Source organism: Synechocystis salina LEGE 00031 (assembly GCF_015207985.1).
In the GTDB taxonomy this organism is placed as follows: domain Bacteria; phylum Cyanobacteriota; class Cyanobacteriia; order Cyanobacteriales; family Microcystaceae; genus Synechocystis; species Synechocystis salina.
On the sequence record NZ_JADEVV010000010.1, the window covers coordinates 66,705 to 87,592 of the forward strand.

General features: G+C 49.7%; 15 protein-coding genes. 1 reads left to right on the forward strand and 14 read right to left on the reverse strand.

From position 1 onward, the window contains the following. Positions 1-4: 4 nt before the first annotated feature. The 13 genes from IQ217_RS05215 to smc all read right to left on the reverse strand — a co-directional run bounded on the left by IQ217_RS05215 (position 5) and on the right by smc (position 19,592). Positions 5-790, reverse strand: coding sequence for a TatD family hydrolase (locus tag IQ217_RS05215; protein ID WP_190596246.1), 786 nt, complete (start codon positions 788-790; stop codon positions 5-7). Positions 791-925: 135 nt separating this feature from the next. Beyond that, positions 926-1,219, reverse strand: coding sequence for a 30S ribosomal protein S20 (gene rpsT, locus IQ217_RS05220; protein ID WP_190596249.1), 294 nt, complete (start codon positions 1,217-1,219; stop codon positions 926-928). Positions 1,220-1,314: 95 nt separating this feature from the next. Further along, the gene (locus IQ217_RS05225) at positions 1,315-5,433 is read right to left on the reverse strand and encodes a PAS domain S-box protein (protein WP_190596251.1); all 4,119 of its coding nucleotides are present in this window, start codon (positions 5,431-5,433) and stop codon (positions 1,315-1,317) included. After that, positions 5,430-6,227 (reverse strand): DUF6816 family protein, encoded by a 798-nt coding sequence (locus IQ217_RS05230; protein WP_228024225.1) that lies wholly within the window; start codon positions 6,225-6,227, stop codon positions 5,430-5,432. The genes IQ217_RS05225 and IQ217_RS05230 overlap by 4 nt, the downstream gene beginning before the upstream one ends. Before the next feature lie 93 nt (positions 6,228-6,320). Then, complete coding sequence (locus IQ217_RS05235; protein WP_190596253.1) at positions 6,321-8,591, reverse strand: ATP-dependent helicase; 2,271 nt, start codon at positions 8,589-8,591, stop codon at positions 6,321-6,323. 39 nt (positions 8,592-8,630) lie between these two features. Continuing rightward, positions 8,631-10,397: an SWIM zinc finger family protein gene (locus tag IQ217_RS05240; protein WP_194019161.1), complete on the reverse strand. Its 1,767-nt coding sequence runs from the start codon at positions 10,395-10,397 to the stop codon at positions 8,631-8,633. Then, the gene (locus tag IQ217_RS05245) at positions 10,394-11,128 is read right to left on the reverse strand and encodes a metallophosphatase (protein ID WP_194019162.1); all 735 of its coding nucleotides are present in this window, start codon (positions 11,126-11,128) and stop codon (positions 10,394-10,396) included. The genes IQ217_RS05240 and IQ217_RS05245 overlap by 4 nt, the downstream gene beginning before the upstream one ends. Positions 11,129-11,181: 53 nt before the next feature. Next, positions 11,182-11,994, reverse strand: coding sequence for a metallophosphoesterase family protein (locus tag IQ217_RS05250; protein ID WP_194019163.1), 813 nt, complete (start codon positions 11,992-11,994; stop codon positions 11,182-11,184). After that, positions 11,991-12,767 carry a GTP-binding protein gene (locus IQ217_RS05255; protein ID WP_194019164.1) on the reverse strand — a complete coding sequence of 259 codons (777 nt, stop codon included), beginning with the start codon at positions 12,765-12,767 and terminating at the stop codon, positions 11,991-11,993. The genes IQ217_RS05250 and IQ217_RS05255 overlap by 4 nt, the downstream gene beginning before the upstream one ends. A 42-nt stretch (positions 12,768-12,809) precedes the next feature. Continuing rightward, on the reverse strand, positions 12,810-13,415 hold the full coding sequence (gene folE / locus IQ217_RS05260) for a GTP cyclohydrolase I FolE (RefSeq protein ID WP_420826665.1): 606 nt from the start codon (positions 13,413-13,415) through the stop codon (positions 12,810-12,812). 87 nt (positions 13,416-13,502) lie between these two features. Continuing rightward, positions 13,503-14,579 (reverse strand): CobW family GTP-binding protein, encoded by a 1,077-nt coding sequence (locus IQ217_RS05265; RefSeq protein ID WP_194019166.1) that lies wholly within the window; start codon positions 14,577-14,579, stop codon positions 13,503-13,505. Positions 14,580-14,613: 34 nt separating this feature from the next. Continuing rightward, on the reverse strand, positions 14,614-15,645 hold the full coding sequence (gene hemB / locus IQ217_RS05270) for a porphobilinogen synthase (RefSeq protein WP_194019174.1): 1,032 nt from the start codon (positions 15,643-15,645) through the stop codon (positions 14,614-14,616). Positions 15,646-15,989: 344 nt separating this feature from the next. Next, positions 15,990-19,592: a chromosome segregation protein SMC gene (gene smc, locus IQ217_RS05275; protein ID WP_194019167.1), complete on the reverse strand. Its 3,603-nt coding sequence runs from the start codon at positions 19,590-19,592 to the stop codon at positions 15,990-15,992. Positions 19,593-19,635: 43 nt separating this feature from the next. Here smc and IQ217_RS05280 point away from each other — a divergent pair, with 43 nt between their 5' ends. After that, positions 19,636-19,800: a hypothetical protein gene (locus IQ217_RS05280; RefSeq protein ID WP_194019168.1), complete on the forward strand. Its 165-nt coding sequence runs from the start codon at positions 19,636-19,638 to the stop codon at positions 19,798-19,800. 20 nt (positions 19,801-19,820) lie between these two features. On the opposite strand, the gene IQ217_RS05285 is transcribed toward IQ217_RS05280, so the two are convergent. Beyond that, on the reverse strand, positions 19,821-20,888 hold a 1,068-nt coding region (locus IQ217_RS05285), incomplete at its 5' end, for a phosphotransferase (protein WP_228025695.1).

The window sequence follows — 20,888 nt, forward strand, 5'->3', positions numbered from 1 at the left end:
CAGATTAGGCCGGCACCGGTAGTTTAAAGAGGTTGCGGGCATTGGCGGTGGTTTGTTGGGCAAGGGTTTCTGGGGGGACATGGCGTAGGGCGGCGATCGCCTCGGCCACATGGCGGACAAAGGCTGGTTCATTGCGTTTACCCCGTTGGGGCACCGGCGCCAAAAAAGGACAATCGGTTTCCACCAACAGGCGATCGGGGGGGACCATTTGGGCACTGGCTTGGATAGCTTCTGCTTTTTTGAAAGTCACCGTACCACTGAAACTGATGTAAAAACCCAGGTCCAAAAACCATTGGGTTTCCTCAGGACTACCGCCCCAGCAGTGCATTACTCCGGTCACAGGGCCTTGTTCTTGTTGAAATTTCGTCAACACTTGGCGCATGGTGTCCGCGGCATCCCGGCAATGGATAATCACCGGCTTATTCAATTCCCTGGCGATCGCCAACTGGGCCCGGAAAACTTCAATTTGATGGTCACGGTTATCGGCCTTGAAAAAATCCAAACCCATTTCACCAATGGCCACCACCCGGCTATCCGCCTTGGCATAGGCAAAAATTTGCCCAGCAGTATTAGTTTGCCAATCCTGGGCGTCCAAGGGATGGAGCCCCACGGCAAAAAATAGTTCAGGAAAACGATCAGCCAGGGCTTGGATCTGGTCAAATTCCTGGGGCTTCACACAGGAATGAACCAATTGCACCACCCCCGCTTGCTGCCAACGACGCTGTAACTGGTCTAAATCCGCCGCAAAAACATCAAAGTTAATGTGGACATGGGTATCAACTAGATGCATAGTTCCCCTAATGCCGTGGGCGATCGTCCAAGTAACCAAAAACCAGAGGCTGTCCCCAGCGAGAATACCGGTTGGTCAATACAATCGGCCAAAACTACCCGCAATTACCAACTTCCCCAGGGGGAAGGACGGTGCCTAGGCAGCCGGCAGGGCGCTTTGGAGGGCCTTGGCTAGGCGAGCCTTTTTGCGGGCTGCATTGTTCTTGTGGATTACCTTGCACTTCACCGCCTTATCAATTTTGCTGAAAGCGGCGGACATACTGGTGTTGATCGTATCAAGATTGTCAGGATTGGGGTCATTGGTGTAGGCCTCCACCGATTGAAAGGTTTTTTTCATCAGGGTTTTGATGGCCGACTTATAGCTTTTGTTCTGGAGTCGGTTGCGTTCAGCAATTTCGATGCGCTTCAGGGCGGACTTAATATTAGCCACGGTTGCTCTCTAAGGTACGTAACTGTAAAAAGGGTGGGTTCACAAAGATCAGAATTGTCATTCTAACAGTTTGGGGACACCACGACAATGGTTGCCTAACTGTACCAGAGGGGTAAATCCACCTCAAAGCGACTACCTTGGCCTAATTGGCTGGTTACAGTGATGGCACCACCGTGGAGTTCGGCACATTTTTTCACAATGGGCAGCCCCAGGCCGGTTCCAGGGACGGATCCAACATTGGTGCCCCGGTAAAAACTATCAAATAAATTGGGTATTTCTTCAGGGGCAATGCCAATACCGTAGTCCTGGACAGAAAAAACGCCATCGTCCCCCCGCCGTTGGAGATGGAATTCCACCTGGTGGCCGTGGGGAGAGTATTTGATCGCATTACCAAGGAGATTGGTCAAAATTTGCCTTAACAATTTGGGGTCAAAGGCGACGGTTTCCCCAGCCCCAAGGCCATCATAGCTGAATAACAGGCAATGGTATTCCGTACTGCCCTGGAGTTCATCGGTGATGCCCTGACAAAAGCCGACTAAATCTAGGAGTTGGGGCTCAAATGGCAGATACTTAGTTTCCGCCCGGTTAATGGTGAGCACGTCGTCCAGTAGTTCTACCATATGATGAACACTTTCCTGAATGCGTTCCAGGTGTTGGCCGCGCCTTTGCCCATCCAATTTTGACCAATATTTTTTCAAGATGCCAGTGGAGGAACTGATAATTGCCAAAGGAGTACGAAATTCATGGGACGTGGTGGAAATAAACCGGGAACGCAATTCCCCCAATTCCTTTTCCGTTTCCAGGGCAGCCAAAATACGCTTTTCAGCATTTTTGATATGGGTGATGTCGTGGACGATCGCCACCAGGTTGGCCGGATGTTGGCCGTTGCCATCCTGGAGGAGAAACACGGAGGCGGTGACGGGAATTTCGGCAGCAGTTTGGTAATGTTGCAGACTGAATTCCCCCTCCCAAGCGCCGGCACGGAATACCTGGGGAATGATTTCTGTTTGCCAAAAATTGAGGTACTCGGGACTCACGTATTCGCTTAGATAGGTGCTTTGGGCAGCTTCCAAGTTTTCTAGGCCCATTAGTGATTGCCCTGCTTGGTTGAGGAAGGTCACCCTTTGCTCTAGGTCGGTAATGACAATGAGCTCGGTGCTATTTTTGACCACAAAATCCAGGTTTTGTCGCTCTATTTCAATTTGCTTTTGTCGCCGTAGGTCGGTGATTACCCCCACTAAGCCGTCCACGTTCCCCTGGTTATCCCTCAGGGCGGTGATGGAGATGTACACCGGTAGGCGATCGCCAGTTTTGGTGATGTAGGTCCATTCCCTTTCATAAACGCCCCATTGAATGGCGGGAATGGCAAACATGTCGATGGAATTGGGCAGGAGGGTTTGCCCTAGCTGTTGGGAAAGCTGGGCGGCTTGGCTGGCCATTTCTTCCGGATCATGGAAAATGAGGGGGGTTTGTTGGCCAATCAGTTCCGCCGCTGTGTAGCCCAAAATCTCCTCCGCAGTGCGATTAAAAGTACTGATCAAGCCCTCGCCGTCGGTGGAGATAATCATGTAGTTGGCCACATCAAAAATGCCTTTTTGCAGTTGGTTGACTGCCAACAGTTTTTGTTCGGCCCTTTGTCTTTCCGATAGCTCCTCTTGCAGGCGTTCGTACAGTAGTGATTGTTGAATGGCGATCGCCAATTGGTTACCGAGGCTTTGCATTAATTGGATTTCTGCCGTTTGCCAAGTGCGGGTAGTGGAGCACTGGTGCACAATTAGTAATCCCCAAAGACTATGGTCAAAAACAATGGGGGCTACCATTCTGGATTGGGACTCCGCCACGGTGAAACATTGCACGGCACAATTACTGGCACACTCCGGTAATTGATCGTGGGAAGCATAAATGTAACCGTTGAGGTATCGTTGGTAGCATTCCTCCGGGAAGCTTGCGGGACTGAGGTCCATTTGCATCACCGAAGGTTGCCCATTGACCACCGATTCGGCGATCGTGATGCCCAGACCATCTTCTTGGATGTGGTAAATTAACACCCGGTCAGCGTGGATGGTGCGACGCACTTCCGTCACAGTGGTGCGCAAAATCGTTTCTAGCTTGAGGGACTGCCGAATTCTCTGGCTGATGGAAGATAACAGTTTTTCCTGTTGGGCCTGGTTACGGAGGGCCTTTTCCGCCTCTTTCAAATCATCGATGTCCGTACTGCTGGCCAGCCAACCATTGATACTGCCAAAGCGGTCCTGGAGGGGCAATACCTGCAACAGGTGCCAACGGTACTGACCATCATTTCTCCACAGGCGACATTCCAACTGAAAGAATTGCTGGGCGGCGATGCCTTGACCCCACTGCCTTTGCACCGTTTCCCGTTCCCCCGGCTCAATAAACTGCTGCCAAGTGTTACCCAAAATTTTTCGACCCCGGCGACTAAAATAAGCCAAGGTCCGTTGATTACACTCCCACACCTCTCCAGTGGAAGAAAGTCGCCAAACCAGATTGGGCAAGGCCTCCAACAAAGTGCGGTGAATTTGTTCGCTGTCCCGCAGTTTCCTCAGCACCCGTTGGCGATCGGTCACATCCCGCACCGTTACCAAGCGGCAATCTTCCCCCTGCCAATGGATGGGCACAGCCTTAATTTCCCCCACCCCTTCCTCTTCCGGGGAAACATTAATGCCAATTTCCGTTTGTCCTTGGTTGGACAGCCCCAGTTGGGATTGTAAAAACTCCTCCTCGCTGAGGCCAAACATCTGGCAAGCCATGGGATTGGCGTAGATTACCTTGTCACGGTTATTTAAAATGATAATGCCATCGGCAATGGTATTCACCAAGGTTTGCAATTGTTGTTCCTTGGTATGGAGTGCCGCTTCTGCCCGTTTGCCTTGGCTAACGTCTTGGGCCAAGCAGAGGATTTTGCTCGTTTGACCGCCCCCATCAATTTCAAAGGCGGAAATTTCCACCGTGAAGTAGTGTACCGATCGCCGGGCATCGGTAAATTCAAAGCTAAATTCCTTTTTCTCGTGGGCTTCGAGTGCCACCAATTCTTGCCGCGAAAAGTAACCAGGGGGGAGTAAGAGATCCCGCCAGGGGCCGGCATCAACCATGGGGTTGGGAATTGATGCTCCAGCGGACTCCCCGTTTACCAATGTGGAGGGGATATTGAGATAGACGATTTCATTTTTGATCAGATCGTAGAGGTAAATAAGATTGGGGTTATGGCTGAGTAGTTTCTGGATTAAATGCTGGTTACGTTGTTGCTGTTGCTGTTGCCAAACGATGCGGGCTTCCAAATGCTGGACAATGCGGGGCATTTCCATTTCCCGTTGCAGAGCCTCCAGTAAAACGTCCGGTTGGAGAGTGGCAAGCCATTGCTGGGGTCCTACCCAACCAACAAAAGCACCACTGATATCGGTGACGATCACATAATCATCATTCTGCCGGCGGAGTAGCTCCCTGGCATGGCAATAGGTTTGGTTAATGGTACAGAGGGGAAAAGTGGGGCTGAGGTCTGGGCCGATGGGATTATCCAAACCGAGAGAGCCATAGTTGGGGCTCCTAAAATAATGGCTGAGACTGATATTCCCCAAGGGAATGCGGGTGGTGGCGGTGGGTAGTAGAGGGGAGGAATAGACCACCGGCAAGCCAGAAATTTGCTGCTCGAAACAATGGCGGACCAATTGCCCCAAAGTGGTTTCTGGCCCTAGGCAAAGGGGAGGAGAGGCCGTCACCTGGAGGGGAAGACTTTGCCACAATTGACAAAGATTTACTGAGCGGATGAGATTGCCAACGCTCAACAAGCCCCAGGTTTGATGTTGTCGATCCACCACGGGGATGACGTCCCAGCCGTGGCCCCAGGTGGCAAAAATCTGCATCACTTCCCCCAGACTAGGTAACTTTGCCAAGTCCAGTCGCAGGGAGCATGGTAAGCAGATTTCCGCCAAGGCGATCGCCGGGGAAAAATGTTCAGTCCAAAGGGCGGCGGCCAATTGCCAGTCCGGTAATAAACCCAACAGTTGACCATGGCTATCTAGCACCAAAGTCCAGGGGGGAAAAGCCTTGGTCTCTACCTCAGGCTCCCAGGGGTGTTGGCCATGGTGGTAGTGCCAACGGTTCAGGGCTTCCGCCGCACTCAACTCCCCCGGCAAACAAAGACAGGACCATTGAATGGCCCTGGCAATGGTCTCCCTGGGAGTGACGGCAAAATTCATGGTTCTGGCAGAGCTTCTAGGGTAAGTTCATAGCGATAGAGGGCAATGGGGTGGTGGCTGGCGGCGAAGTAATCGGGGTCAGTGGGGGACAAATAAACCGCGGTGACTTGGCTGGCGCTAATTTTGCCCGGGCCTAGGTGGTAGTAGGCGGTGGTGGTTTCCACTTGGTTGAGGTACTGGGTGCCACCGGCAATAAATTGTTGATTGGTTAATTCCGTGGCGAGGAAGTGGTCTGGGTCGGGGCTGCTTTGGCTATAACCAAGGACGGTGGAGACCAGTCGTTGATGTTGGGGAAAAACGGTGACTAGGCGGGGACTGGGTTGTTCTTTAACCTGGACAGTAATATGTATATCTTCTCCATCCTTACCCAAATAGGCCTGGGTGATGGCTTCGGCATTAAAACGGCGATCGGGCACAATAACTGGGGTGTTGTTGACCAAATCCGACAGGGCCCAGTTAAATTCTGGCAGGGGAGTTTGGTCAATGAATCTGACTGGAAATTTAATTGGTTGTTCCAGGTAGGCCCCATTCTTAGCAAAGCCAGGACTAACGATGTCCGGGGCCAGGGGGGCTAATTGTTCGGTAAGGGTGCTGGTGACCTGCCAAGTGCCGGCAAACCATTCCGGATAACGAATTTCTCCTTTTCTCTGTTCCAGGATGGGCAAATTAGACCACTGGGGATAGGCATCCCATCGATCGGGGAGTGATTCCGCCCCAGCAGGGGCCCTGGCGGCCACTAGCCAGAGTAAATTGCACAAAAATAGCACTGTTAAGCGGACGAAAAATCTAGACAAAAATTTACCAAAACCGATATTGGGTAAGGGTTTGGACCGATCGCCGTGGCCGCCAATGCCCTTTGGATCCGATTATAGTCTTTCCCCTAGGAACTAGGAACCGAAGCGCTTTTGCAGAGCCAATAGGGCTCGGGACGGTTCTTTGGCGCGTAAACGGGGGGATTGGCGGGCTTGCATTTGGTTCCAGGCAAAGGGCCCTTCCTGGGCGGCGGATAGCCACAGTAAACGCTTGGCCCTGGTCATGGCTACGTAGAGCAATCGGTATTCCTCTGCTTCCTTGAGGCGGCGGGCTTCTTGCCAAGCAGTGGCGGTGACCGGCAAGGCGATCGCCCCGGCTTTTTGTTGTTGACGATGGTGTACCACGGTGCGAATTTGGGCCCGGGCCACCTCCGCTAGGGTAAACTGCCCCAAAAATTGTCCTCCTTTGGGTACCCATAGATCACCGGGGAGGGTGTCCTGGTGCAAAAAGGGCAAAAAGACATAGTCCCAATCCAATCCCTTCGCTTTATGCATGGTGATGATGGTGATTTGTCCTGGTCTGGTGTACTTTTCGTCACTGTCGCTGGCGATCGCCTCAAATTGTTCGTCGTTGGCAATGGTGTGGAGGGCGCTGAGCAAATTTTTTAACGATCGTTCCGGCTGGGTTTGTACCTGTAAACGTTCCGACAACTTTTGTAGGGTGGCTAAATCTGAGCTGTCATAGTTGAGGGCCAGACCCAAAAAAGCAATCAATTGATAGGCCGGCAGTTCCAGGCGGGCTTTGAGCAAACTACGACAGAGGCCCTGGGCAGAAACCGCCAAGGAGGATAGGGGCGACATTAGGGGGGTGGGGTAGAGAAATTGTTCTGGCACGGCGGCCAAGGCGTTTAAATCCTGGGTGGGAATTAGTTGCCGCTCCTGCAACACCGTCAATGTGGCTTTGAGTAGATCGGGGGAATGGGGACGGTCAATGAATTGTAAGAGACTCAGGATTTCCCCTGGGATGCGGGAGTTACGGTCTTGGTCCCCCACGTCCAAAACCTTCAGACCACCATCTTTTTCCACATCCTTCAGGCGATCGGCCACGAACCTGCCCTGGCGATTTTCCCGCACTAAGATGGCCGCATTATGGTGGGGATTAGCCAACAACAGAGGTACTAGCCGACGGCGAATTTGTTCCACTTCCTGGTTAATATCCTGGGGAAAATGAATTTCCACCCCCCCATCGGTGGCCGGAGGATTGGGTTGGGGGTCCCCCGGTTCCACTGGACGAATGGCTTGGGGACGGAAAGGTAAAGTGGTATTCGCCTTGGGGCCACTAAACCGAGTTTGCCAATCTTGGTTAACCCATTCCAGTAAAAAGTTAGCCGCCGCAATCACCTGCAAGTTACTACGCCCGGCCTGGTCCATGGTGGCAAAACTGCCTAGGGCCTGGCACCGCCGGCAAAATTGATTGAAATATACGGGGTCAGCGGGGGTAAAGCTGGAGTTAATGGCTTGGTTGGGGTCTCCCACTCGGATTAAACGGATGGTGCCGTTGGCGTTTTGGGCCAATTTGGTCAACAATTTTTCCTGGAGAGGGCTGGAGTCCTGGGCTTCATCTTCAAAAACGCCAAAAAATTGTTCCTGCCACTGGCGGCAAAGGTGGGGGTCTTGTAGCACCCGCAGGGCGGCCAAAATCATATCGTTATAGTCGATCCAATTCTTCGCTGCCATCAGGGCTTGGTAATGTTTAAACAAACCAGCTCCCATGGACAGGAGTTCACTACCGGGGGCAATGCGACCCATATCCGTCACATCCTGGGGAGAAAGGCCAGAACTTTTTGCTTCTGCCACCACAATTTTGGTCAATTCGGGTAAAACTTCCGTGCTCAGTACCGCCTGCCGCCGCAGAGTTTCCGTGGTTTCCCCGTCAAAATTTCCCGCTTCCACCAGGGCTTGGTAGGTTTTAGGGTTTTCCCGTCGCCATTGTTCCACCGCATCTTTGATCAAGCGATGGCCCCGTTGGGGAGAGACTAGAGTCTGTTGTTCTGGGTCTAGCCCCGATATTTCCGGATGGCGGAGGGCAATGCTGAGGGCTAAACCATGGAGGGTCTGCACCGCAAACCCCAAGCTAGGCAAGCCCAGGGCCTGTAAACGCTGGTTAACTTTTCCTTTGATGGCTGCCGCCGCTGAACGGGTATAGGTAACAATCAGTAATTTTTCTTGGTTATGTAAACCATGGTGGGCAATGGCGATCGCCGCCGCTACAGAAAGACTATGGGATTTGCCGGCCCCGGGCACTGCGGAAACGGCCATTTCTCCCCCCTGCCAATCCGCCAAGGGTCGTTGACTACTGCGTAAACTTTGGCGTAGTTGCTCTAGGTTTAGGGAAGTTTGATGCATGGCGATCGCCGTTGGGTCAGAAGTCGAATGGTGAGAGTTTTATAAACCTTGCAAAAGGGGAATTAAATTTCGTTTGCGGCTATGGGCTTTCATCAGTTGGCCCAGATAGTTTTGCCATTCAGGCGATCGATCCATTGCTTCGTAGCCTTTTTTGACCAGAGCCAATAATTCAGCCGCTCGATCGTAATATTTTGACTGTGCTGAATCCATAATTTCCTCCGCCCGGGGAACGCCATTGTCTATAACCCATTGGGGGTTAGATTTTAAAGCTAACAACATCACCTGGCGCAAAAGCTCTTGCTCCCAACGATCCAATTGGCTAGCCAGAACCATTGCCCCTCGTACATAATCACTGGCTAAGAAAATTCTGATCCGTTCTGCCTTAGTACTGTAGCTCCAGTCATCATCAAGGTTGAGTAGATGCTCAAATAGGTCATCTTTCAAAAATTGCCAGTCTTCCCCAGCGATTTTTACTAATTGGTGAAAATCGGCCAAGCAGGGCCGAACTTGTACTGCCTTCAACAAGCTTGCTAAATACAACTCCGGCTGTTCAGTTTCCCTGGCCAGTTCGGCGATCAATTTGAGCAATTCGTAGTCGTAGTTATCCTCTCCTTTTAAGGTCAATCCTAGGCGGGCAATGGTGATGGCTTCGGCCATAGCGCCCACTTCCACTAAGCCCTCTGCTATTTGCAAAGCTTGCTGTCCATTCTCGATTTGGTCAGCATTGGCCATTACTTCCTCAACCCGGTCGAGGTAAGCTAACATCCTCAAAAAATTTGTAATAGCTCCCGCCGCCATTGCTAGGGCAAGATATTCTTCGTATTTTTTTTGTTTTTTGAGCACCTCTAGACGTACTGCTAGTAGCGGGGTGTCTAGGCTTTCTTGTTCCTCTGGGGTTAGGTTTACCCTTTGACCCGGGGCCGCTAATACTTTCCGCAATGCAGGTAGTTCCCACATTTCGGCGATCGCCAGAGTGGCCAGGTCATAGTCCGGTTCCCCTCTTTCGCGCCATTTCTTCAATGAACGAGATAATTTACCCCTTTCTAAATCGGAAAAGTCGGCGGCGAGAATTAGTTCAGCCCATAGCTCGCTTATTTGATCATAGATGTCATAGCCATAAATGCCGTATTCATATAATGCTGGCCATTCCCGCACACAGGTTTCTGTAATGACCGTTAAAGCGGCGATCGCCTCCCCCAATCTTTCGCCAAGTCCGAGATCTCGGACTTCATCAATCAAATCAACTATTTCTTCACAGGGTAACTCACTTTCATCTTCTCCTTCCCAATATTCACTTACCATTATTTCTGTTTCCCGAATGGCATCTCGTATCTGTCCACGGTAATAATTAGTGTCGATCAAGATATTGTTTTCAACTTTTTTTATATATTGTTTGCGAACTATTTTTTCAATTTTATTGAGTAATTTTGGTTCTTTTCCTACCAGAGCTATCATAATTTCTATAATCTTTTCCTTGTCTAAATCCCCTAACAATTCCGGTAAACTTGGTCGTTCCTGAACGGTGTGGGGACAACGACAGACATTTAAAAGAGTGGCAACAATATGCTTACACCAATCTCCATATTTATAGGGACAACTACACTGGGTTGAGATAACATTATTCCCCTCGAAATTAATACAAACATCGTAAATATAGCTTCCTCTGACCTGGGCTGTGATTAAATTTGCCCGTTTTATTAAGGATTCCACTGCCCCCTGTTGAAAATAGTCTGCTCCCCTCTGAAAGCTTTGACTAGTAGAACAATCGGCAATGTGCTGTTCCGAGATTTGAGGTAAATCAGTCATGCTCTAGTTGCTGTCATGGGGGTGTAGTTTACTTTCTTAAACTTAACCTTATCCGTAGCGGGATTGTACAGCACATAATTGCTCTGGCCCTGTTTCCGACCCACATTACCAACTCCCACAATTCTCCGGGGGGATTTTCCTTGATCCTGGGGAGGTTGGGACCCATCCAGGGTAATGACCTGGGAGTGTAATTGTGTCGGTTCCACCCAGCACTCAAACATTAACCCCGATCGCCCACAGAATAGATTATTGGCATCGGCCCGAATTAGGCGATCGCAGAGGGTAATGGGGGCGGTTTCCGGGGTCAGTTCATCGGCATAGCTCACCGTACTACCGTGAATAAGTAAACAATCCAATTCGTGGAAGCCAAAATGGAGTGTCCTTAGCCATTGTACTATCTCCCAGTCAATACTTTCCCAGAGCAATTTAGCCCCATCGCTATCCACTTCAGCAACTAATTCTGGTGCATCCAGGGAACCCCGCAAGCCGTGGAGATTGAAGCACTGTTCTTCCCACCAACCGAGACAAACCTGAGGAATTAATTCATCAGCCCTGGGAGACTGGATGCGGTCAATAACAGGCCGATTATCACCCTGTAAACCGACAAAATCCCCCAGAATATAGAAATCAGTGATGGCATCACCTTGGCTTTTAATCTCGGCCAACACTGCCTCATAGGCCGCTAAATTTCCTTCAATGCCACTACAAATAGCCCAATAACTGTTGATCATTATTTTTCTGAATCAGAATTTCTTGTCTGGCCTTTTTTTGCTATAGATATCCGCTAACGCTGGCAAACATGGCTAGGATCGTCGGCCCGTTCTGCAAATTCCAGTCCCTGGGCCAATCGCCAAGCAAAAATGGGGGGTAATCCCTGCTCAATAATGGCGGTGCAGGTGCGTTGATAGTCGTAGGGTACTTCCCGCAGAGTTACAGCTTGGCTATCCGTGTCGTACAAAACATAGGTGGCATTGGGTCTGCCATGGCGAGGTTCCCCCACGGATCCAGCGTTGATAATCCGTTTCAGGGGCGTGGTGAATTGTTGATCTGCCTTCCCTTCTGCGCTCTGGGCAACCCGCACAGAAATGGTTCCTCCCTTCAAATCCCGCACATAGGGGACATGGGTATGGCCACAAAATAGAACATCGGCTTCTGTGGCTAAAACCCTTTCCAAGGCGGCAAAACCATCCATGCTGGGCAGTAGATATTCGTGCTGACTGTTGGGACTACCGTGGACAAAACAAAGATTCTCATGTCGCATAGTTAGGGGCAAGGTTGCTAGATATTCCCTCACTTCAGGGTGAATGACATTATTCGTCCATTCGTGGGCCGCTCGACCCCGGTTTTCTGCCAGTACGGAAGGATAACTACATTCACAGGCATTGAGACCTTCCACAATGTCTTCGTCCCAACAGCCTTGGCAAGTGGGAATATCGAGGGAGCGGATCATTTCTACTACCGCATTGGGGTAGGGACCATAGCCCACTAAATCCCCCAGGCAATAAATTTGGTCGGCTTTGTGCTGATCAATGTCCGATAAAACGGCGTTGAGGGCTTCAAAATTACCGTGGATACAGGAAATAACGGCAAGTTTCATCCGGAGATCGCCTCCTCTAGGGGATTAAAGTTTTTGTACTGTTGCTGGTAATGGGTCAGAATTTCATCGGCTAGGCAGCCTTCCAGGAGGGTATCGGCAATCAATTTCTGATTTAGGTTCCAGCCCGCTAGTTCAATGCCACTGAAACGTTGGGGACGACCCTCCAACCAAGGCTCCAGGGGTAATTCGGTGTATTCAATCCCCGTCAGTCCTTGGACAAAATCAATGTAAAAAGCCCGACCGTCCGGCATTTCAAAAATTCCCTTTAACCGTTGCAGTTCCCCGTAGGCTCCCCCGGTTAATTCCGTGAGAATCATCTCTAGGCTGGGGGGATCAAAGACAATTCCCGTCAACGGCGATCGCCATAAATTGGGCAAAGACTCTGGATTAGTTGGGGAAAGATCATTACCGGTGATAATCTCGTCGGCCCAACCATGCCATTCCGAATCCTTTAAAGAAGGGGGCAATACCCCCACACGACGATAGGGCAAAGGGCCAAATTGGGCTGAATTTAAATCAAGATGAAAGCCCAATTCACAGTAAACCACCGCCTCCGGGGGGACATTGGTCAACCAGGAATTTCCCCGATCGCCAGTAATGATTTGCACAGCGGGAAATGTATAGTTAATGCGAGCCAGATCAACGGAAATTGGCCCCAATCCTGGGGAAAAATAAAAAGTTGGGCAAGCTATGTTTTGCAATTGTTCAGTAATCCAAGTGGTTTTTCCCGTCCCCGGCGGCCCGGCAACAGCAATTAAGGAAGGCGATCGCATAAAAAGTGTTCAAAAATATCAAGGACAGAAGAAAGGAAAAAGCTAGTGGAAAGAAGGACTGTGGCGAATTAAGTTCATAAACTCATGGCGGGTTTTGGCATCATCAGCAAAAATTCCCTGCATCGAACTAGTCACTGTCCATGAACCAGGTTTTTGTACCCCTCTCATTACCATGCACATATGGGTTGCTTCCACCACCACCGCCACCCCTTGGGGTTGTAGTAACCCCTGTAGAGCATCGGCAATCTGGGCCGTTAGGCGTTCCTGAACCTGTAGTCTTCTGCCATACATTTCACAAATACGGGCAATTTTTGACAGGCCAATCACTTTGCCATTGGGAATATATGCCACATGGGCCCGGCCGATAATGGGCAAAATATGATGTTCACAGGAACTAAAAAGATCAATATCCCGGACCAATACCATTTCATTCGCATTTTCACTGAAAACGGCCCCATTCAAAAGTTCGTCCAAAGACTGCTGATAACCGGAGGTCAAAAATTTCAGCGCTTTAACTACCCGTTTAGGGGTGTCCCGGAGACCTTCTCGGTCAGGGTCTCCCCCCATGCCCAACAGTAATGTTCTAACAGCGGCCTGCATTTCCGCTTCAGAAACGGGGGGGTTAGCTTGGGTGGAAAGGGCGGAAATTGTTTGGTTAGCAGTAAGTTTTTGGGAAGGAATTAAAGCAGTCATGGATGATAAAAAAATAATTGGATAAAGGTAAAATTCGGCAATTTAAGTCAAATTTGCCAAGGTAGCGGGACTGGGATAGCAGAGTTCTAACTGTTGGTAAAGGTCGTCCCGGTTAAGATCCCGACCGATGAAGACGATTTGATTACCCGGTGCAGAACCTTGCCATTCTTCAACTTCTAACGTGCAGCGTTTACCACTGAGTTGAAAAATGTATTTATTGGGACTATCAAGAAACCAAAGTAATCCCTTGGCTCGGAAAACATTACCGGAAAGATTTTCCAGAAAATTTTGAAATTCTGCCAACAAAAAAGGACGGTGACTATAGTAAGAAATGGAAATAAAGCCATCATTATCTAAGTGGGATGAGTGGTGATGGTGGTGTTCATGGTTGTGGCGGTCATGGCCATGGTCATGATGCTCAGGATCTTCCTGATCCCGTTGGTTTTGCTCAATTTCTTCTTCAATTAACCCTTGATAAATATCTTTGTAGTTGCAACCAACATCCAAGAGTAACCCCAGGGGCACTTTCGCATTTTGACAACGAACAATGCGAGCATTTTCTTTGATTTCATTAATTTGAAATTCCAACTGATAAAGACTATCTGGGTTAACTAAATCAGATTTATTGAGAAGAATAATATCCCCATAAATAATTTGCTTAAGCTCGGCTTCACTCTCAAAATGATCTACGGTAAATTCCGAGGCATCCACTAGGGTAATTACAGAATCTAAGTGGGTAAAGTCCCTTAGTTCTGTCCCTAAAAATGTTAACATAATCGGCAAGGGATCGGCAATTCCTGTGGTTTCAATGACCAAATAATCAATCAATTGATTTTTTTCTAGCACATTGTAAACCGCTTCCACTAAACCATCATTAATGGTGCAACAAATACAGCCATTACTAAGTTGAACCATGTCTTGATCAACGGATGTCAGTAATTGACTATCAATGTCGATGTCACCAAATTCATTGACTAAAACTGCAATTTTGAGATTTTGATTATTATTCAAAATATGATTTAGCAGGGTGGTTTTGCCGCTACCTAAAAAGCCAGTGATGATGGTGACGGGCAAGCCTCTTTTGGGGATAATTAAGTCTGACGGTGAGGAATTATTCATGATTAAAATATCGATAAATGGTGATGGCAACCCTTTAAAATTCAATCCGCTTAGTGTGCAATTGCTGAGCAATATCCTTGGCAAAATAGGTCAGAATTAAGTCTGCTCCTGCTCGTTTCATACTGATGAGAGTTTCCCGCACTACCTTTTCTTCGTCGATCCAGCCCCTAGCCGCCGCCGCTTTGACCATGGCATATTCCCCACTGACGTTGTAGGCTACTACTGGTAAATTAGTATGGGATCTAATGCGACAAATAATGTCCAGATAGGCCAAGGCGGGTTTAACCATTACCATGTCCGCCCCTTCACAAATGTCCAAAGCCACTTCCTTGAGGGCCTCCCTACCATTGGCCCCGTCCATTTGATAGGTTTTCTTGTCACCAAATTTAGGGGCGGAATCCAAAGCATCCCGAAAGGGACCGTAATAAGCAGAAGCGTATTTGGCGGAGTAGGCTAGGATGCCGACATTGATCCAGCCTTCCGCATCCAAGGCTCGACGAATAGCTCCAATGCGGCCGTCCATCATATCGGAGGGGGCGACAAAATCCGCTCCTGCTTCAGCTTGCATCAGGGCCTGTTTAACCAATACTGCTACGGTTTCATCGTTGAGAATTTGGCCATTGGCTACAATGCCGTCATGGCCTTCACTGCTGTAGGGATCAAGGGCGACATCGGCAATTACGAGAATTTCTGGGCAGGCTTCCTTGATGGCTTTGATTGCCCTGGGGACTAATCCCTGGGGATTGTAGCTTTCGGTGCCAGCATTGTCCTTTTTGTGGTCATCAATGAGAGGAAATAAGGCGATCGCCCCGATGCCCAATTGCCAAACGGTGTGAACTTCCGTCAATAACCGGTCTAGGGAGTAGCGGTAACAGCCGGGCATGGAAGGCACTTCCTGTTCTAAGTCTTGTCCTTCCGTCACAAAGAGGGGGTAAATTAGGTCCTCCACTCCGAGGGTATTTTCCCGTACCAGACGCCGTAGGGTGCCCGTCCGTCGTAATCGCCTCGGTCTTTGGGTGATGGATAAAGAGACAGGAGATTCCACTGAAGAAGCCTGAACGGGCATGGCAATGGCTGGGGCACTGGGAGTCATGGGCAACAGAAATGATAATGATTATCATTTTGATGATACCGCAGTGACTCTTAAATAGGAACCCAGGTTGATTGCTCTCTTGATAAAGCCCTGAACTGGAAGGGGTTTGAGCCACAAAATTTTCCCTATTTACCCAAGGATAAATCCCACTGCTCCGACCCAAGCAAAATTCATTAACTTGGCGATCGCCTTCCTCCGGGTTTCTTTCAATCTAGCCATTGGCGCAGCAAATTGACGTAGGTCTTGTTGAGCAAATCAAACCCAATGGTTTTGCCAGATTGTTTGAACAATAACTTTTGTACTACATTTAAACGAAGCTACAACTTAATGCCCAAAACCTGGGTATGGGCCCCCCGGGCCTGGGTCACCCCAATGGTGCGTTCCGCCGCTTCAATCATGGGACGACGGAGACTCACCACAATAAATTGAGCTTGTTGGGCCTGTTTGCGGACCATTCTGGACAATTTTTCCACATTGGCACCGTCCAAAAACATATCCACCTCATCAAAGCCGTAAAAGGGAGAAGGGCGGTAGCGTTGGAGGGCAAAAATAAAACTCAGCGCGGTTAATGATTTTTCCCCACCGGACATGGAACTGAGGCGACGCACCGGTTTACCTTTGGGGTGGGCCACTAGATTCAAGCCACCGTTAAAAGGGTCTTCTTGGTCGTCTAACTGCAAATAGCCATCCCCGTCGGACAACTCGGCAAAAATAATTTGAAAGTTTTTATTGACTGCATCAAAAGCATCTTGGAAAGAACGACGACGCAGGGTGGTAAAGTTCTCAATTCTGAGCAGTAATTCAGTCCGTTCCCCCGCAATAGTTTGCAACTTTTCTGACAATTCCCCTAGGCGGGCTTCGGTTTTTTCATACTCTTGCAACGCCAGCATATTCACTGGTTCCATAGCTTCCAAACGCTTTTGTCCGTTGCGAATGGAACGCTGTAATTCCTCCAAAATATTGGCAAAATCCAAACTTGCTTCGTCCCGGTCCTGGAGTAGGGGAATTTCCGGCCAGGGATCGGGTAAATCCTGTTCTAATTCTCCCAATTGATTTTGTAATTGAGTTAAGTTTTCCTGATATTCCTGTTGATTAGTTTGTAACTTTTCCCACTGCCATTGCTGTTCCTGCTGTTGACTACGGAGTTGATTAAGTTGGGTTTCTAGCTGGTCCCTTTCTTGCTTAGTACTACCCAATTTTTCCGATAGTTTCGCCAACTGGACTTCCGTGGTTTGGATGGCTGTGTTCATTTCTGCCAAAGCTATTTTTAACTGCTCCTGTTCCTGGGCCAGGGTTTGATCCTGGACTTGATGTTGGGCAATTTTTTCCTGGGCTTGGCTAATTTTTTCCTCTAGGCGTTGGCTACTGTTATGTAAATCTTTGAGGTGGTCTTCCCCCTGGCGTAACGCTTGCAGTTGATTTTGATACTCCGCTTCCACCGTGCGAATTTGGCCCTGGATAGTTTGCCATTGTTGATGGGTTTGGGAAGTTTCCAAAGCAGCCAACTGTTGCTGAGCGGAGGTTAGCTGTTGTTCTAAGGGCGGCAAAGATTGCTGCAATTGAGCTAAATTTTGCTGTAATTCTGCTAGCTTTTGCTGTTGATTAATTTGTTGTTGATTAATTTCTGTTTGCTGTTGGCTAAGGCGAGTAATATCCCGTTCCGTTTGCTCGCCGTGGAGTTGTACTTCCCTTTGTTGTTGCCGCATTTCCAGCAGTTGTTGGCTTAATTGCTTACTGCGAACGGTTCTTTCTAGTAATAATTCTTCGTTACGACCCTGGATCTGGTGAATGTCCTGCAACCGTTGACGTAACTGTTTCACCTCTGCCGTATCCTCACTGACCATGGTGCCAAACCGTAGCCCTGAGCGTTGATTACGACTGCCGCCACTCATGGCCCCGCTGGCTTCTAGTAAATCCCCCTCCAGGGTGACAATGCGATGTTTACCGAGGTGATTGCGGGCGTTAACCAAGCTATGAAAAACCAATGTGTTGCCAAAAACAAAGGCGAAAATATCTGCGTAACGGCGATCGCCGTCGATTAAATTTACGGCTAAATCAATGTAACCCTGGGCATAACTGAGATTGGGATTTTGACCCCGGGGGGGACGAATTTTATTGAGGGGCAAAAAGGTAGCCCTGCCAGCCTTAGCCTGTTTGAGGATTTCAATGCCCGCCGCCGCCACGCCATCGTCTTCCACCACTAAAAAGCCTAAACGGCCCCCGGCCGCAATTTCCAGCGCTAGCTGATACTGGGGCTCCACCTGACCCAATTGGGCCACTAAGCCGCAGACCCCAGGCAAATCCGACTGCAAAATCACCTTGGTGGCGTAGGTCCCCTGCACTTCTTGCTGAGCTTGGCTGGCCGCTTCTAATTTGTCCAATTGCCGTTGCTTTTCCTGTTGTTCTTTGAGCAAACGGGCTTGGGTTTCCTGGAGCAAACTCCGTTCCTGTTCTAGTTGGGCCAAATCGCTGGCTAGGGTTTGAATTTGGCTGGTTAAGGCTTCCCCCTCGGATTTGAACTGCCCTTGGGCAACCCGTTTTTCCGCCAATTCCCCCGACACTTTGGCCAGCAGAGGGGTCAATTCAGCCAAATTAGTCAGCAATTGTTGTTGGCGTTCTTCTAGCTGGGCCAACTGACTGCGTTGGGGGATTAGTTCATCTTGTAATTGGTTGACAGTGCGGCTGAGCTGGGTTTGTTCCTGCACCCAAGCTTCTGAGGCAGAGGCGATCGCCTGGGATTGATGCCGGAGTTGCTCCAGGTGCTGTTGACTGGTTTGCGCGGAGGCTTCCAGTTGGGGCAAGGTTTGGGTGTTATGGAAGGATTTTTCCTGTTGAATTTGCAAAAACTGCTGTTGACTCTGGCTAATTTCCGCCTGAATTTTCCCCACCTGCTGTTGATGATCGGTGATTTGGCGATCGCCGTCGTTGTAGCGTTGCTGTAGTTGGTCCCGTTGGGCTTTTTGGGTTGCTAACTGGGCTGCCACGGCCAATTGTTCCTCTTCCCCCAGAGCCTTGACCTGGGCATTGAGTTTTTCTAACTCTATTTGTTGGGTTTGAATAGCTTGACTGCGTTGCTCCAGGGCTTGTTGAATTTGCTGGGATTGTTGTCGATCCCGCTCTAATTGCCCCAATAATTTTTGCCGTTGTTGCTCCACCGCTTTGTACTGAATAACCTTGGCCCACCCTTGTTTTTCCTGTACCTGTTGCCGTAGAGCCTGATATTTTTCCGCCTTCTGGCGATCGGCCGCTAACCGCTCCAAGGTACGCTCCAATTCCGTCGCAATAATTTGACAGCGCTCCTCCCGGTCCTGCACCTCGCCTAAAGTCTCCTTAGTTTTGACAATTTTGCGGTCAAATTCCGCTACCCCCGCCAACTCGTCAATAATTTCCCGGCGCTCCTTCGAGTTCATGGTGATAATGCGGGTCACATCCCCCTGGAGGACAATGTTGTAACCTTCGGGGTAAATGCGTAGTTCATTCAACTGTTCATGGAGTTCCGCCACGGTGGCCGGCTCTCCATTGATGTAATAGTTGGAGGAGTAATTGCCCCCTTTGGTCACCTTGAGGCGGCGGGTAACAGTCCACTCCTTGGAAATGTTCGCTGCGTTGCCATTGCCGTTATTGTTAGACTCTTGCTCAGATAATGCTTCCCCATCATGCAGCTCAAAGGTAACCGACACACTGGCTTCGGAACTGCCCCGCTTCCCCTTGAAGGTGTTATTGACCAAATCCGGCAGTCGTTCAGCTCGCATGCCTTTGGACGTGGCTAACCCCAGACAAAACAGTAACGCATCGAGGATATTTGACTTGCCCGAACCATTGGGCCCAGACACCACCGTAAACCCCGGCAAAAAAGGAATGGCGGTGGTTCCCCCAAAGGACTTGAAATGGGATAGTTCGATGCGCTTGACATAAACCATGGAGGCTGGGGACGGGGTAATTCAGGCCCTTCCAATCCTGACAGTGGCAAGGCCTAAAGGCTCAATATATGCCCAATATACGATGCTTGGCGATCGCCGTCCGACGGAAATTGCCCACGGACTAATTCAGAGGGAGGGCTTTGGTGAGGGCACTGTGCACTGGACGAAGATATATGGGGGGCAAGTTTCCCAATTTGCGCTCAAATAAATATGGTTTCAGCACTGCGTCTAAAACAGTTGCCAATCCGTTGACCCCAACTGTTGCAAATTCTCTAACCGACGTTTGAAGTAACTGCTGTGGAGCCGACTGTAATCCGATAGCTTCAGGGTTTGTACATGAATTGCCCAAGACCAAATGAAAGCCGTCTGGGTTAACGCTTGTAGGCAGTTTTCCTCCAGCGCAGTCAGGGGAGCAATGGAGTTATAACCGCTCAAAAAGGCATCCCGAATATTGCGCCCCAGGCCTGATTGCATGGAAACCTGCAGAAATTTAGCAATGTCGAAGGCTCGCCAACCCATGCCACACTGGTCAAAATCAAATAGCATCATCTGGTCTTCAGCGGTGAAATGTACATTGCCACTGTGGGGGTCTCCCCAACAAATAGTCCAATAGGGAGCATGGGTGGGAATGGATTTGAGTTGGGTTTTAATCGCCATGGAAATGTCAATCAGGCAACGCCACTCCTCCAGCCGGTGGTGCAGGAAAGGAGCAATGGTATGGAGGGAGTCGTCTAGTAAATAGCTGAGGGTGAGGGGAGGACGGTAGGCCGAAGGTCTGAACCGTTGGGCTGTTTGGTGCAGTTGGGCTAACATTTCCCCCAACAAAAATCCCTGGGTTTTATTCAAATCGCCGATCGCCACACCGCCGGGGGCATAGGGAAATAAACTGGCATAACGTTTACCTTCCGGGGCATTAATTTCCAGGGCATAACCCCCACCCCGATGCCTGAGGGGGGCGGCCACGGGTACTTCCCGGTCTGCTAAAAAATTGAGCAACTCCAACTCAAACTGAATTTCACTTTCTGTGCGCCAATGTTGGTGGGAAATGCGCAAAATATAATCGTCCGCTAGGGTCTCCACCAAATACACATCGCTCAAACCCCGGTGCCAAAACCGACAGCCCTTGGGCACCTCAATGTCGTAATGCTTAAACACCAAATTTGTTAGGGCATGGGGAGCTAAGGCGGAATAGACACTGGGAAAGGCTTCTCCCCCCACCGTTGATTTCGGGGCTGGATTAGGAGCCGGAAAGTCCACCACCGGGTTAATGTCCGGTAGGGCGGAAAGGGAGCGGAG

Excerpts from the sequence above, each read along its gene's own strand:
- IQ217_RS05215 (WP_190596246.1), bottom strand. The coding sequence starts at position 790 with ATGCATCTAGTTGATACCCATGTCCACATTAACTTTGATGTTTTTGCG.
- IQ217_RS05240 (WP_194019161.1), bottom strand. The coding sequence starts at position 10,397 with ATGACTGATTTACCTCAAATCTCGGAACAGCACATTGCCGATTGTTCT.
- IQ217_RS05250 (WP_194019163.1), bottom strand. The coding sequence starts at position 11,994 with ATGAAACTTGCCGTTATTTCCTGTATCCACGGTAATTTTGAAGCCCTC.
- IQ217_RS05245 (WP_194019162.1), bottom strand. The coding sequence starts at position 11,128 with ATGATCAACAGTTATTGGGCTATTTGTAGTGGCATTGAAGGAAATTTA.
- hemB (WP_194019174.1), bottom strand. The coding sequence starts at position 15,645 with ATGCCCGTTCAGGCTTCTTCAGTGGAATCTCCTGTCTCTTTATCCATC.
- IQ217_RS05225 (WP_190596251.1), bottom strand. The coding sequence starts at position 5,433 with ATGAATTTTGCCGTCACTCCCAGGGAGACCATTGCCAGGGCCATTCAA.
- smc (WP_194019167.1), bottom strand. The coding sequence starts at position 19,592 with ATGGTTTATGTCAAGCGCATCGAACTATCCCATTTCAAGTCCTTTGGG.
- IQ217_RS05235 (WP_190596253.1), bottom strand. The coding sequence starts at position 8,591 with ATGCATCAAACTTCCCTAAACCTAGAGCAACTACGCCAAAGTTTACGC.
- IQ217_RS05255 (WP_194019164.1), bottom strand. The coding sequence starts at position 12,767 with ATGCGATCGCCTTCCTTAATTGCTGTTGCCGGGCCGCCGGGGACGGGA.
- IQ217_RS05265 (WP_194019166.1), bottom strand. The coding sequence starts at position 14,579 with ATGAATAATTCCTCACCGTCAGACTTAATTATCCCCAAAAGAGGCTTG.